This is a genomic window from Vibrio artabrorum (assembly GCF_024347295.1).
Taxonomy (GTDB): Bacteria; Pseudomonadota; Gammaproteobacteria; order Enterobacterales; family Vibrionaceae; genus Vibrio; species Vibrio artabrorum.
This window is the reverse complement of the sequence record NZ_AP025459.1, coordinates 1,167,230-1,181,374: the sequence shown is the minus strand read 5'-3', so window position 1 is coordinate 1,181,374 and position 14,145 is coordinate 1,167,230. Positions and strand designations below refer to the sequence as shown.

The window sequence follows — 14,145 nt, the reverse complement described above, 5'->3', positions numbered from 1 at the left end:
AAGTGAGGTTTTACACACAATTTGGATGGATTCAGAAACAAAGTTTTAGTTCCTCGTTAAATGTTCAGGTCGATATATAAGACTTCCTGATTCGCGAACTCACGATTGAGTAACGAGGGTGAGGCGTACTGAGTAAGTACGCCTTTAGTTCGTCTGGAGCATCCTATTTCCGCATTCTGCTTATCTCTTCTGATTATTATCGCTCCAACCTCTATTAACGAATCTCAGTGTAAACAATCGATTGGGGTCAACTTTTGGGTGATTGAGTATATACTCCCTTAAAAAGGAGAACTGATATGACTAAAAAAGTTCCTACAAACATCATTACGGGTTTCTTGGGTGTTGGTAAAACGACAGCCATCTTGAACCTGCTAAAAAATAAACCTGAGAATGAAAACTGGGCTGTTCTGGTTAATGAGTTCGGGGAAATCGGCATTGACGGTGCATTGATGACAGATCAAGGCGCTTTGATTAAAGAAGTGCCAGGTGGATGCATGTGCTGTACTGCGGGTGTTCCTATGTCGGTGGGTATTAATGCGTTACTTCGTCAAAAACCAGACCGTTTATTGATTGAGCCGACAGGACTTGGTCACCCTAAACAAGTGATTGCGACACTGACTTCAGATCAGTACACACCTTATGTTGATTTAAAAGCGACGCTTGGTTTGGTTGACCCACGAAATCTATCCAATGAAAAGTACACCTCGAATCAGAATTTTAATGATCAATTAGACAGTGCTGATGTGATCATTGGAACCAAGGTCGATCTCGTTCATTCTGAAGATATCGATGTGTTTAATGATTGGGTGACGGATCAAACGCCAGCAAAAGTCTTTCACAAGCTAATCCATGACGGTGAAGTGCCATTGGAAGTGTTGGACATTGAAAGAGTATACGGCAGTGCTTCCTCTCATATTGAAGCGCACCACCACTATCACGCTGAACAAGAGCCTCAATTCCAACTTCCTCCCGGTGAAGCTTTCATCCGTAAAGAGAATAAAGGACAGGGCTATTTTAGTTGTGGTTGGTTGTTTGGCGCAGAGCATAAGTTCGACTTCGATGCGCTATTCTCTATGTTGTCGGATCTAACCGCTGAACGTGTAAAAGCGGTAGTGAACACCGACCAAGGTTGCTACGCATTCAATGTGGCCAATCAAGTGGTGTCTGTGAACGAAATTACGCTTGATGGTTTTGAATCTCGACTGGAAGTGATCGACTCTCAGCTCATGCCGTGGGGCGATCTCGAACAGATTCTACTCAAGCTGTGTGGCATCAAATAGCCCTGTTTTGGCAGTTTGAACCAAGGATCTCGGTGTTTACTTCGTTTAAGGCGGGGTAAACACTAGATTAAATGAGAAAGTTTGCGTCATATCACGATAAATGTGAGATAAATCACTCTAATTACTTTATAGTGCTCGGCTGAAATAAGAATGTAGGCTGTCTGCTTAAGGAACCCGTAACAATGTCATTTTCCTCTCAAGGTTTTGCTCCTGAATTAGTCAAAGCGTTGACTGAGTGTGGTTATGAAAAACTCACTCCAATTCAACAAAAAGCGATTCCAATGGCTCGTAAAGGCCATGATATTTTTGCTACTGCTCAAACCGGTACGGGTAAAACAGCGGCATTTTCATTGCCTGTTATCCAACACCTTTTGAACAGCGGTAAAAAAGCGTCGAGAGGGACGGCTCGCGGCCTTATTCTTGCTCCAACTCGTGAGCTTGCTGCGCAGATCGCTCAAAATATCAAAGACTACGTTAAATACACAGAACTGAGCGTTGCTGCGGTTTACGGTGGTAATAAAATGTCTTCACAAGTTCGTCAACTAGAACTGGGTGTCGATATTTTGGTTGCAACACCTGGCCGTTTAGAGGAGCACTTAGAAGCGGGTAACGTGTCTATCGCCAACCTAGAATTTCTAGTATTCGATGAAGCTGACCGTATCCTTGATATGGGCTTTATCAATGCCGTTCGTAAGATCATGTTGGATGTAGAAACATCACCGCAAATCATGATGTTCTCGGCAACGACTTCGACTCAGTTAAACCAACTGTCTGTTGATATTCTACGTAAACCAAAACGTATTAGTGTTGAGCGCGAAAACTCAACGGCTGCGACTGTTGGTCACGTGGTTTACCCTGTGGATCAAGAACGTAAAACTGAACTGCTTTCTGAGCTTATCGGCCGAAAAAACTGGCGTCAGGTTCTTGTGTTCGTGAACTACAAAGAAACAGCGAATAATGTAGTTAAAGAGCTTAAGCTTGACGGCATTAAAGCGGTACTTTGTCACGGTGATAAAGCGCAAAGCGCTCGTCGTCGTGCGTTGGATGATTTCAAAGAAGGTAGAGCACGTGTGATGGTGGCAACCGACGTTGCGGCTCGTGGCCTTGATATCGAAGACTTACCGCACGTAATTAACTACGACATGCCTTTCCTAGCGGAAGATTATGTTCACCGTATTGGTCGTACAGGTCGCGCAGGTAAACAAGGTCACGCAATCTCTTTCGTTAACCGCGAAGAAGAGCTGACTGTTGTTCAAGTTGAAAAACTGATTCAACAACGTATTCGTCGTGTTGAACAACCGGGTTATGAACCGAAGAAACGTGATGCTTACATCGAGAAGCTGAACACCAAATCGGCTTACAAAAACCGTCAGGGCCGTAAGAATAACGCGAACGAAGAGCCACAAGATCAAGCAAGCGCTGAACGTCGTTTGACTATGATGAAGCGAATTAAAAACCGTCGTAAGTAATTACGGTTGGTGATTGAAAAGAGCCACTGTTATGTGGCTCTTTTTGTTTGTATTGATCGCAATGTTGTTTATTGTCATCACTACTTTGTTTCACCTCGCTTCATTTCGAGCCCGCGTAATAATAAGAAGCATCAAATAAAAGTAAGAACCAGTAAATAAAAATAAGTCGATAAGGTAATAATATGGATAGCACACTACTTTGGGCTTTTATTCCCACGTTTTTCTTTGTGTCAATCACGCCCGGTATGTGTATGACCTTGGCTTTGACGCTAGGAATGAGCATTGGCTACAAGCGTACGTTGTGGATGATGGTGGGTGAAGTTGCGGGTGTGGCAGTGGTTTCCGTTGCCGCGGTATTGGGGATCGCGTCAATAATGCTTAATTACCCGTGGTTATTTACGGGCTTTAAATTTATTGGTGCTGGATACTTATTTTACTTAGGCGTTCAGATGTGGCGCTCAAGAGGCAAGCTAGCAATCAGTACCGACAATCAAGCGGTTCAAATCAATAACGACTGGGATCTTGTAGTTCAAGGCTTCGTCACTGCAATCGCCAATCCGAAAGGGTGGGCATTCATGATTTCGTTACTGCCTCCTTTCATTAACAGTAATAAAGACTTAGCACCGCAGTTGTTCATTCTCGTTTCTATTATTCTGGTTTCAGAATTTGTCTGCATGACCTTGTATGCAACGGGTGGTAAGAGCCTTAAACACATGTTAGGTAAAGCCGATAACGTCAAGTTGATGAACCGCATTGCTGGTACATTGATGATGGGCGTTGGTGTGTGGTTGTTCGTGAGTTAACTGTGATTAACGGTATTGCGATCAGCGATAACGGTTAGAGATCCCCGATTCAGTCGTTCCTCCTTCTCGAGGATGACGCGTACTTGGGATGATGACTACTTAGGATTATGGTGAGTTTTGAAAATTCGGATTCTTACTTAAACCGAAGAATGCATAGAATATAAAAAGAGCGATAGGGCATTTGGCTTTATCGCTCTTTTTGATTTTACTTAGCTAGCGAACGGAAACGAGATAACAGTAAGATTGCTGAGCTTAGCTAGATTTGCGTATTAAACCGCGATTTCACCGCCGTCTTCACGACGAATCACAACCGTAGATGCTCTTGGACGAACGTTGCCCTGAGTCTGAGCCGTTGCATCTTCAGACGATGGCCAATTTGCAGGGTGTTGAATGTTCACAAACAGTGACTTGAAATCTGAGCTAATAGTAAAGCCAGTTACTTCACAACCGTTTGGACCCACAAGGAAGCGTTTAAGCTGTGCTTGGTTGTTTGCATCAATCACCGCGCTGTTGCCGTTGTCATCCGTTAGCTGAGATGGAACCACTGCGAGCATTTGGTCATTGGTGTAGCCAGTGACTTCGTCTGCGCCGTTATCTGTCTGAATCCACAAAATGCCACGAGCATCAAACGCTAAGCCGTCAGGGCTCGCGAATTGGTTCATGTCTGTTAGACCAGAACGGTTAATAGACGTGTTTTCCACTGCTGGTGAGCCAAATACGAAGATATCCCAATCGAACTCGCCTGCCGTCTTGCCTTCATCCCAACGGATAACATGACCGAACTTGTTGTCTACGCGAGGGTTCGCAGAGTTCGCTTCTTTACGCTTGTTGTTATTCGTCAGCGTTAGGTAAGCCGTACCTGTCATTGGGTCAACAGAGCACCATTCAGGGCGATCCATTGGCGTTGCACCAACAAGGTCGGCAGCGCCTGCTGTATTGATGATAAGCGCTGCTTGAGAATCAAATGAATCACCTAGCTTGCCGCCGTTTGTCGTCTTACTGCCCAACGTTAGTGGTAGCCAAGTACCTGAACCGTCATCGTTGAACTTAGCCACATACAGTTGTCACCGGCACTTAGACGATTGCTTGGCTCTGCGTCACGTGGGTCCCATTTCTCCTCAGAAACGAATTTGTACAGGTATTCAAAGCGAGAATCGTGACCAGAGTAGAATACAATCGGCTCGCCTTCGGTCAACTTACCAAACGTACAGCCTTCGTGACGGAAACAACCCAGTGCAGAACGTTTTTTAGCGCGAGAGTTTGCTGTGTATGGGTCGATTTCAACAATGTAGCCGTGACCGTGTGCTTCGTTACGGTAATCGTCCATTGCTGACTCGCCTGTTGGTGTTACGTCAAAACGTGCAAACTCGTCTAAGCGTTCTTGTTTGTTACCTGAAAGCGTATCCCAACCGTAACGTGTTTTGTCTGTAGCGATACCAATACGTTGTTGCGCTGGCGTTGTCTCGCCTTTGTTAACGAAATAACCAGGCCAGTTTTCTTCACACGTTAGGTAAGTGCCCCATGGCGTGTAGCCATTACCACAGTTGTTCAACGTACCACGAGCTTGGCTGCCGTCTTGTGAGAATTTGGTTTTGGTAAATTCACTGTGAGCAACAGGACCAGACAGATCCATTACGGTCGCGCCCGTGTAGCGGCGGTTCAGAGGATCGTTATCGATCATCACCCATTGGTTGCCTTCCAATTTCACACGAACCACACTGACGCCGTGCGCGTTGATCTCTTTACGTACTTCATCAAGGCTAGGGCGGTTACCTTCATCGTATGTCGGACCATTAGCGTGCAGTGCTTTTTGGTCGATGTATTCGTGGTTAATCACCAACAAACCATCGTTGCTGTTGCCATTAAGCGGGAAGAAGTGCATGCCGTCGTGGTGCATGCCCAATGAGTTAGCTTGATCTTGTGCGTTGTTGGTGCCGTCTTCTAACCACGCCTTTCCTTGTTTGTTAAGTGGAGTACCCCAAGGAACCAATACTTGTGCTGTATAGCCTTTTGGCACAACGACACTGTCTGTCAATGAGCCTTTAACCGATTCGAATGCAAGCGTAGCAGTGCTTTTTTGCGGTGCGCTAGATGATGCTATCGCCGCGTGCGCTGTGCTGTGGCCTGCTAAACCAAAAGCACCAAATGCGGTCATTGCACTGATGCCTAAACCGCCTTTGAGAACATTTCTTCTTGAAAGGTTCGCATCTAGAACTTCTTCGAATGGCTTGTTGTTACTCTTGTTAAAACGAGTGCTATCAAATGTTTCCTTGCTCATCTTGACTGCTTCCTATTGGCTGACTTTATTATTCGTTATTCATGACCAACTCGGTTATTAACTAATGAGTTAATAAGTTGGGTCAATGTGTGACTAATCGTGAAGCAGTTAAGTGACAGATTTTTATAGATTTGATTAAGGTTTTGTTTCTGTAGCACGAATTTGCCCTTAACACTCTCGTGCAGTACAAAACTCTTGGGGATTAGGGTAGAACTGTGTATAAATGCTTTATCAAACGAAAAGAGAGACAGTTATGAAATTAGATAAAATCGACAACAAAAATCGCCGCCTACGCAAAAAATTATACCTAGGTGAATTCGCGATTCTGGGTTTTGAACTAAGCTGCAAAACTTCGATTGCTGATTTTGACCAATACGATGTGTTCATTGACGAGTTCATTGATTTCATCGACAGCATCGGTCTGTGCTTTGGTGGTGGCGGCCTTGAGTTGTTTGAAGGTTTCTTATGCTCAATTGAGCGCTACCGTTCAGTAACAGAAGCAGAACAACTGCAAGTTGCACAATGGCTTGAAGCTCGCCCAGAAGTGTCTAGCGTTGAAGTCAGTGAGCTTATTGACGCAAATTACATGTTCTAAATTTATGCTGTGCTGTTGGTTTACATCACAGACTTAATTCGGTTGTCTTGCTTGACTGACAACGGCACAATAGAGGCCTGATCGCTATATGGATCAGGCCTTTTTACGTGGCAAAGTTAGGCGATTGAACATACCTCTCTTAACGTCGATATAACGAAGCGACAGAACAACAGAGAGAGTGTAGGGATAGGTGTCTTGTCTCGCTTTCCTTGCTCATTTAGAGAGTAAAATTATTTGGATTGGTTACTTTCACTCAATCCGTTATTGTCATTTATCTTGGCATAAAAATGAAGCAACTCTGTCAGCTCTTTTACCCAGCCAAATGCTTCTGTTGGTGCTTGCAACAAAATTTTCTCGACTTTATTACAGTGAACTTTAAGGCTAATGGCTTGCTCGAGGTTGAACGATATTGCATAGAAGTGCCAAAGCAATAAGCGAGTCATTCGTTCGATATTTTGTTGAGAGTTTTCCGACTCACTAAACGCAAGATTAACTTCACTCAATGCGATCGCCGTCATGCGTAACATCGCATCGAATTTGGCTGATTGCATACGCTCTTCACTGGCCACTTCTTCTTGCTCGAACGTAAATAGTTCCGTCATGGCTTCCTCAGGAACAAGACGATGGATCATTCTTAAACTAAATTCTTCGAGTTCTTCACGAGGCATAGTGGTTAAGCAAGTTAATGTGTAGTCGCGTTGCATGGTGTTCTCTTGGATGGGCAAAAAGGTTGGACAGTTTAATGGAGAAGCGAACTTATCAAAAGCAGATTTTAGACAGACCTACAGCAATAGGACAGTCTGAGCAGTCTAAGCCATAAAATCATATTGAGAAGGTGGTACGTCGGCTTAACCTATCGCGATTCCTTACCGAAGTCATAAATCGCCTTAGTGTTCGTCGATGAAGGGAGTTAAGCGATACCTCAACCATAACGGAGCGCTCCGTTAGGCACACTCCGTAGATAATAGGCAAAAAATTTAGTGATATTTAAAGTGAGAGATTGAACAATCTCCAGTCTGTGCATTAATTCTGAATGAAAAAGCATGTGAATGATAATCCACACCATCATTCCAAATGGTCTCTCCAAAAATCCTACATAATTCGAGCTCACTTACGGAACCGAATTCTTCCATGTGTTTCGCGACAGATAAAAGTTTACCTCTTACCTCTGCAGTTCCTTCCGTGTTGCTCAAGCAGTTGAAAGCCATAGTTTTTTGCATATTACCTAGCCAAAATGTTTCTTGTTATTAAGTTATATGAAAAATCATGATAACAATTTTCTGGCTTTTGTAAATCTATTTTGTGATAAGCCTCTCACTTGAGTGTTGGTGTTGGTCGGGAACTGAGCGAGATTGTTGGTAATTGAAACAATATTTTTACAAATTATTGATAGAACGTTAATTGGTGGTTGATCGGAATGTTTAGCGATGAACATAGTCAGCTAGATACCGAGGTGTCGATGATGCTTTAGTTCAATACGTCTTGAGTTGGTTGCTTTTCTTGACGCACGCCATCGAGTATCGTGGCTTCGTTACGGTATCTTAATGAAAGTTGACGAAATTTTTCGCTGAGTGTGTTGATATCTTTCACTAGGGATTGTGATCCTTGGACGTGTAACAAAGCACTTTGATATTGGAGGAATAATCTTGATACTTCACAATGCTTAGCGAGGGATTGCCACGCACGCTTTAGAGATTGAGCGTCTTCCTGTTTAGCAGAGACAGCATCCGCTCGTTTTAACAGTACTTCAGCAGTAAGATAAGCGGTATTCATATGATTATTGAGCTGTACGTTAAATCTATCTTTGTATTTGTCCCAAAGTTTAATGATCTGCTTTTCTGTGAAATGTGTGGAGAGGAGTGTTTGTGATTGATAACGAAACAAAGCTTGATTGAATTCCAGAGTGTATTGATTGTAGTGCTTTTCAGTAGAGAGTTGACGCTCTAAAAGTGTTTGCCAGTTGTCATGGTTGCATTGGCTTGCGTGTGTGACGGTGGCATTTAAAGAGAGACTTATCATTGTAACGGTTGCCCAAACTCGCATGATTTCCCTCCATTTACAGTGCTCGTTGTAGAGAGTATAGATGAGTGGCTGCATGAGTTGATGTACACTGGACAAATACCTAAAACAGAAAGTTGGTAGATTTGATGAAAAAAGCGCTGATCGCGTTACTTGCGTTGTTAATATTGGGGGGCGGTGGTGGAGCTGCATATTACTTCTTAGTAATGAAAAAAGACCCAATATCACCAGAAAAAAACAAAGCGCCGGTTGCAGAAACCGCAATAAAATCTGAATCTAAACTGGACCCTGTCATGACTCTTAAACCAGAGGCAGAGCAAGAGCCCAAGGACTTTTACGTGGCAGACCGAAAACTTAAAGTGCTAAATGAGCCGAAAAAAGATGGTCTGATAACCGATTACCTTTATAAAGGTAAAAAGGTGACAGTGCTTGAGACAAAAGGGAATTGGGTTCGTATTTCAGATTACATCGTCTTACGCGAGGGGGAACCGCAAACGGCTAAATGGGTTTCGATGTCGGGCTTGTCTAGCAACGAAGTGGTTATCACGGAAAAAGAAAATAAAGAGATCTTGGATTCGTACTTGGTTAAATCCGACGACTTGAAGGCTCATCGAGAGATGTTTCGAAATACGGTGGCTAAGCTGATCTCTGAAGGTGATTGCGCCCCCAGTGATTTTGACGAGTTAGGAGGGTGGGTAAAATCGCTGAAATACCGTAACCGTGATGTATATTTTATTTATTGCGATGGGTTATCGCTGGAAAATAAAATTTATCTCGATGTAAACACGGGTAAAACCTTTACTGAGTAAGGCCATGAATCTGGTATCAACAATGATCCATTTCTTGTTTAAAGAATGGTTTTGGTTGCTCAAATAGACCATCACTTCCTGAAATAAAAAGCCACTGGAGATTGAAGTGGCTTTCTAGTATCAAGAGAATAGGTTTCGGCTCATTTAGTTGTGAATGTCTATTTGATTTCTTTGTCTTTACCGAAAGATAATATCCAAAGGGACACGGCAGCAACACCGATGAAACCACCCAAAATGATTACGGGCATCGCACTGTAACCTAAGATGTGCCAAATAATGCTTTCTAAAGTACTCATTCAATCGCTCCTTATTCCCAGCCTTCAACACCGTGCATGTCTGGTAGTTTATGTGCGATACCTTTGTGACAATCGACGCACGTTTTGTCACCAGAAGCTAGCGCAGTCGAGTGCTGTTTCGCACTACGAGGGCTCTGTTCTGAGAAGTCCATGTAATCGAACTGGTGACAGTTTCGACACTCAAGTGAATCATTATCTTTCATACGTTTCCACTCTCGTTCAGCAAGGTGAGCACGACGTGCTTTGAACTTCTCTTCAGTATTGATGGTTTTCGCAATATAGTGGGCGTATAACTCTTTAGATGCCTGAACCTTACGAACAATTTTGTCTGTCCACTCGTGAGGTACATGGCAATCTGAACAGATAGCACGGACACCAGAGCGGTTAGAGTAGTGAATGGTTTCTTGGATTTCGGCAACAATAGGCGCGTGACAGCCAGAACAGAACTCTTCTGTGTTGGTTGCTTGCATACCGGTGTTAAATGCCCCCCAGAACAAAAGGCCGCCTGCGAATCCTAAGAAAAGCACCACCCCTACCGCGGCTTTACTGGGTGTCGCGAGTCTTTTCCAAAACGCTTTAAGTAATTTTATCATATATAGCCTCTCTTACCTTCTGGCTACGATTAACGCAGTGAATCTACAGGTTTGAATTCATTCTCTACTAATGGTTTAGCATTAGCTTGAGGTACGTGACACTGTAGACAGAAGTAACGACGAGGTGAGACGTCTGCAAGTACCGCATCTTCACGGTTCATGTAGTGAGTTACGCTCACTTTGGTCGCCCCCATTTCTTTTGCGTTTTTCCAGCTGTGGCAAGAAAGACACTTGTTAGCGTTAAGAGAGACTTCATAGTTACGAATCGTATGAGGTATCAAAGGGGGCTGGTAGACGTAGTCACTATCAAGTACTTGGTCACGAGGGAACTTTTTGAAGCTATCGGCTGCGCGCGTTGCTTCCAGTTCACTTGCACCACGCAGAGATTCTAGACCACCAATGCCGCCTGGATTGTCCAGCTCTGCTTGAGCGGCACTCGCTAATAAAAGACCAGCTGATAGTAGGGCAATAATCAGTTTTTTCATGGTTAATTTCTCCGCCTAAAGGCAAATTCTTTGAGTGGACTACTTTTTAAAAAAGTGACGAAAAAAGTAGTCGCAATATTAAATAAGTTAGATCTACGAGCTAAGGGGTTAGAACATATTGCTCTAAGCGACCTTAGTGATCTTAACTGGACACTTCTTGAAATCCGTCTGCTTAGACAGAGGATCCGTAGCATCCAAGATCAACTTATTGATCAGAATTCTTGCATCAAAGAATGGTACGAACACTAACCCTTGTGGTGGGCGGTTACGGCCACGAGTTTCAACGCGAACGCGAACTTCGCCGCGTTTGTTTTCGATAAGAACTTCATCACCACGGCGAAGGCCTCGAGCTTTAGCGTCGGCTGGATGGATATAACACAGTGCATCCGGGACGGCTTTGTAAAGTTCTGGTACGCGACGAGTCATTGTTCCTGTGTGCCAGTGCTCAAGAACACGCCCGGTACATAGCCACATATCGTATTCATCACTTGGTACTTCGGGTGGCGCTTCGTAAGGAGCATTAATGATCAGTGCTTTACCATCTGGTTTACCGTAGAAGTCCCAGTCTGAGCCTTTTTTAGCGTATGGATCTGAACCTTCTTTAAAGCGCCAAAGCGTTTCTTTACCGTCAACAACAGGCCAACGTAGACCGCGTACTTGGTGGTAACGATCGTATGGGGCTAAATCGTGACCGTGGCCACGACCAAAGGACGCATATTCTTCGAATAGACCTTTTTGGACATAGAAGCCTTGAGCTTGTGCATCGTCGTTAAGCTCTTGGGCTTCAGATAATGGGAATGCATCAACGTTACCGTTTTTGTAAAGTACGTCATACATGGTTTTGCCACGATGCTCAGGTGCTTTTGCTAAAAGTTCTTCGCCCCAAACTTCTTCAACAGTGAAGCGTTTTGAGAACTCCATGATTTGCCATAGATCAGACTTCGCTTCACCTACAGTCTTAACTTGTTGGTACCAGGCTTGTGTACGACGCTCTGCATTACCGTAAGCCCCTTCTTTTTCGATCCACATCGCTGTAGGAAGAACAAGGTCAGCCGCTTGAGCAGTTGCTGTTGGGTATGGGTCAGAACATACAATGAAGTTATCCGGGTTACGGTAACCAGGTAGACGCTCAGTATTGATGTTTGGACCCGCTTGCATGTTGTTATTACACATTACCCAGTAAGCGTTGATCTTACCGTCTTTTAGCATACGGTCTTGAGCAACAGCATGAGCCCCTGGCTTAGGTGGGATAGTGCCTTCTGGAAGCTTCCAGATACCTTCCGCAATCTTACGGTGTTTAGGGTTAGCAACCACCATATCTGCCGGTAGACGGTGGGAGAAGGTACCAACTTCACGGGCCGTACCACACGCTGATGGTTGGCCAGTGAGTGAGAATGGGCTGTTACCTGGCGTTGAAATCTTGCCCGTTAGCAGGTGGATGTTGTACACAAGGCTATTCATCCAAACGCCACGAGTATGTTGATTCATACCCATGGTCCAAAGTGACATCACTTTGATGTTTGGATCGGCATATTGCTTAGCGAGCTTAATCAGGTCATCTTGAGAGACTCCTGATATTTCAGAGGCTTTTTCTACTGTGTATTCCGCCACAGATGCTTTGTAGTCTTCGAAGCTAATATCAGTCATTTTGCCTGAGTTAGGGTTCGCTGCGGCTTTTTGCAGTGGATCATCGTCACGAAGCCCGTAACCAATGTCTGTGGTCGCTTGTTTGAAGTTCGTGTGCTTGTTAACGAAGTCCCAGTTAACCGCATCGTTTTGAATGATGTAGTTAGCAATGAAGTTTGCAATCGCGAGATCAGATTGAGGTTCGAAAATGTAACCCGTGTCAGCAAGCTCAAAAGAACGGTGGTAATAAGTAGACAGTACGTTTACTTGAACGTGTGGGTGGCTTAGACGACGGTCTGTAATACGAGTCCAAAGAACGGGGTGCATTTCTGCCATGTTTGAACCCCACAGTACGAATGCGTCTGCGTGTTCAAAGTCATCGTAACAACCCATTGGCTCATCGATACCGAAAGTACGCATGAATGCGCCTACCGCAGAAGCCATACAGTGACGAGCGTTTGGATCGATGTTGTTTGAACGGAAACCGGCTTTCATCATCTTAACCGCAGCATATCCTTCCATTACCGTCCACTGACCTGAACCGAACATCCCCACACCCGTTGGCCCATTTTTCTTCAGCGCAGCTTTCCATTTCTCCGCCATTACGTCGAACGCTTTGTCCCAAGAAACTGGTGCGAAATCACCGTCCTTGTGGAATTCGCCATCTTTCATGCGCAGAAGCGGGGTCTCAAGACGATCTTTGCCGTACATGATTTTTGAAAGGAAGTAGCCTTTTATACAGTTAAGACCTTTGTTTACCGGCGCTTCAGGGTCGCCTTGAGTGGCAACCACTTTGCCGTTTTGAGTGCCAACAAGTACCGAACAGCCAGTACCACAAAAACGACAAGGCGCTTTATCCCACGTGATTTTTGTTTGATCAGAGCTTGCAATCAGGTTGGTTGCGCTTGCCGGTAATGTGACACCTGCAACGGCAGCCGCTGATGCTGCTGCGTTTGCTTTCACAAACGCACGTCTTGTCATTTTCATACTTCACCCTCAACTTGAGAATTGTTGTTTTCAATGGCTAAGTCCGTTTCATGGGGTTCCGTTTCGATTTGGTGATAAACCAAAGCTGTCCCTAAAACGTTCTTAATATTATTTATTGCTTCAATGGTCTCTGTTACAAAACCTTGATTCTCGGTCTCTAAGACCACGATAATTTTGCCTTCAGGACTGTCTCCATAGATTTCAGCGTTATCAAATTTCTCTATTTCAGCTTTAATCTCGGTTAGGTGCTCTGGGCTCACGTGTACAACTAAACTTGATATATGCACTTCATTTCGCGACATAAATGGCTCTCGTAATTTTCGTTTTATGTACAACTCACATGAATAGAGGCGGTAGGACAAACCGCGACACAGGCGCCACAGCCGTTACACGCATCTAACGTGACCTCAGGTAAGGCAACACTGCCAACTCTCAATTGAAATTGAATGGCCATCGGTTCACACATGTCGCCACAACTTCGGCATTCAACATTTTGTTGCGCTAAACACTTATCAGATATTTGCGCTTTTGCTTGCCAAGGGACTTCTTGCTTTGGCTTAAAAATAGGTTCAGGACAAACGTCAGCACATTGATAACAGAAGGTGCATTCATCAATAGAAAAATCGACAGTAGGGAACCCACCATCGCCAACCACAATAATCGCGTTTTCACAGCTCGTAATACATTTACCGCAACGAGTACAGTCATCGGTAAAGCTGTTCGAGTTGTTTATCCAAGGCAAACGTATTTGGCTCGAATCAACTTTCTGTTTAGAAAAAAGGCGTCGCTTTGTTAGGTCTACCACTCAAAATTCCGCATGTTAAATAAATGTTGTAATTATAGGTTGCGATTCTATTCATATTTTGTCATTTGCTCTCATAAATAGTGTAGTTTTTGAAATGATT

At 44.1% G+C, this 14,145-nt stretch carries 14 protein-coding genes and 1 pseudogene; 5 read left to right on the top strand and 10 right to left on the bottom strand.

All coding sequences use genetic code 11. From position 1 onward, the window contains the following. The first annotated feature begins 296 nt into the window (after window positions 1-296). From OCU36_RS19275 to OCU36_RS19265, 3 genes are all read left to right on the top strand, one after another. A complete protein-coding gene (locus OCU36_RS19275; RefSeq protein ID WP_261840105.1) occupies window positions 297-1,280 on the top strand; it encodes a CobW family GTP-binding protein in 984 nt (327 codons plus the stop codon). A gap of 182 nt (window positions 1,281-1,462) precedes the next feature. Further along, entirely contained in the window at window positions 1,463-2,749 is a 1,287-nt protein-coding gene (locus tag OCU36_RS19270; RefSeq protein ID WP_261840104.1) for a DEAD/DEAH box helicase, read from the top strand. Between the two features lie 182 nt (window positions 2,750-2,931). Further along, entirely contained in the window at window positions 2,932-3,552 is a 621-nt protein-coding gene (locus OCU36_RS19265; RefSeq protein ID WP_261840103.1) for a LysE family translocator, read from the top strand. Window positions 3,553-3,821: 269 nt separating this feature from the next. Here OCU36_RS19265 and OCU36_RS19260 read toward each other — a convergent pair. Continuing rightward, window positions 3,822-5,830 (bottom strand): annotated as a pseudogene (locus OCU36_RS19260) (PhoX family protein). Window positions 5,831-6,083: 253 nt separating this feature from the next. On the opposite strand from OCU36_RS19260, the gene OCU36_RS19255 reads away from it, so the two are divergent. Then, the gene (locus OCU36_RS19255; protein WP_261840102.1) at window positions 6,084-6,425 is read left to right on the top strand and encodes a YggL 50S ribosome-binding family protein; all 342 of its coding nucleotides are present in this window, start codon (window positions 6,084-6,086) and stop codon (window positions 6,423-6,425) included. Window positions 6,426-6,655: 230 nt separating this feature from the next. On the opposite strand, the gene OCU36_RS19250 is transcribed toward OCU36_RS19255, so the two are convergent. From OCU36_RS19250 to OCU36_RS19240, 3 genes are all read right to left on the bottom strand, one after another. Next, on the bottom strand, window positions 6,656-7,129 hold the full coding sequence (locus OCU36_RS19250; RefSeq protein ID WP_261840101.1) for an exoribonuclease R: 474 nt from the start codon (window positions 7,127-7,129) through the stop codon (window positions 6,656-6,658). A 273-nt stretch (window positions 7,130-7,402) separates the two neighbouring features. After that, window positions 7,403-7,645, bottom strand: coding sequence for a hypothetical protein (locus OCU36_RS19245; RefSeq protein ID WP_261840100.1), 243 nt, complete (start codon window positions 7,643-7,645; stop codon window positions 7,403-7,405). A 247-nt stretch (window positions 7,646-7,892) separates the two neighbouring features. Further along, the gene (locus OCU36_RS19240) at window positions 7,893-8,468 is read right to left on the bottom strand and encodes a hypothetical protein (RefSeq protein ID WP_390206906.1); all 576 of its coding nucleotides are present in this window, start codon (window positions 8,466-8,468) and stop codon (window positions 7,893-7,895) included. A gap of 104 nt (window positions 8,469-8,572) precedes the next feature. Here OCU36_RS19240 and OCU36_RS19235 point away from each other — a divergent pair, with 104 nt between their 5' ends. After that, a complete protein-coding gene (locus OCU36_RS19235; protein WP_261840099.1) occupies window positions 8,573-9,253 on the top strand; it encodes an SH3 domain-containing protein in 681 nt (226 codons plus the stop codon). A 158-nt stretch (window positions 9,254-9,411) separates the two neighbouring features. On the opposite strand, the gene OCU36_RS19230 is transcribed toward OCU36_RS19235, so the two are convergent. The 6 genes from OCU36_RS19230 to napF all read right to left on the bottom strand — a co-directional run bounded on the left by OCU36_RS19230 (window position 9,412) and on the right by napF (window position 14,045). Beyond that, window positions 9,412-9,549, bottom strand: coding sequence for a TIGR02808 family protein (locus OCU36_RS19230; protein ID WP_261840098.1), 138 nt, complete (start codon window positions 9,547-9,549; stop codon window positions 9,412-9,414). Window positions 9,550-9,560: 11 nt separating this feature from the next. Continuing rightward, window positions 9,561-10,142: a NapC/NirT family cytochrome c gene (locus OCU36_RS19225; RefSeq protein ID WP_261840097.1), complete on the bottom strand. Its 582-nt coding sequence runs from the start codon at window positions 10,140-10,142 to the stop codon at window positions 9,561-9,563. Between the two features lie 29 nt (window positions 10,143-10,171). Further along, a complete protein-coding gene (locus OCU36_RS19220; protein ID WP_261840096.1) occupies window positions 10,172-10,627 on the bottom strand; it encodes a nitrate reductase cytochrome c-type subunit in 456 nt (151 codons plus the stop codon). A gap of 123 nt (window positions 10,628-10,750) precedes the next feature. Next, window positions 10,751-13,240, bottom strand: a complete 2,490-nt coding sequence (napA, locus tag OCU36_RS19215; RefSeq protein ID WP_261840095.1) for a periplasmic nitrate reductase subunit alpha — start codon at window positions 13,238-13,240, stop codon at window positions 10,751-10,753. Then, on the bottom strand, window positions 13,237-13,542 hold the full coding sequence (locus OCU36_RS19210; protein ID WP_261840094.1) for a chaperone NapD: 306 nt from the start codon (window positions 13,540-13,542) through the stop codon (window positions 13,237-13,239). The genes napA and OCU36_RS19210 overlap by 4 nt, the downstream gene beginning before the upstream one ends. Before the next feature lie 23 nt (window positions 13,543-13,565). Beyond that, complete coding sequence (gene napF, locus OCU36_RS19205; protein WP_261840093.1) at window positions 13,566-14,045, bottom strand: ferredoxin-type protein NapF; 480 nt, start codon at window positions 14,043-14,045, stop codon at window positions 13,566-13,568. Between the last annotated feature and the right edge of the window lie 100 nt (window positions 14,046-14,145).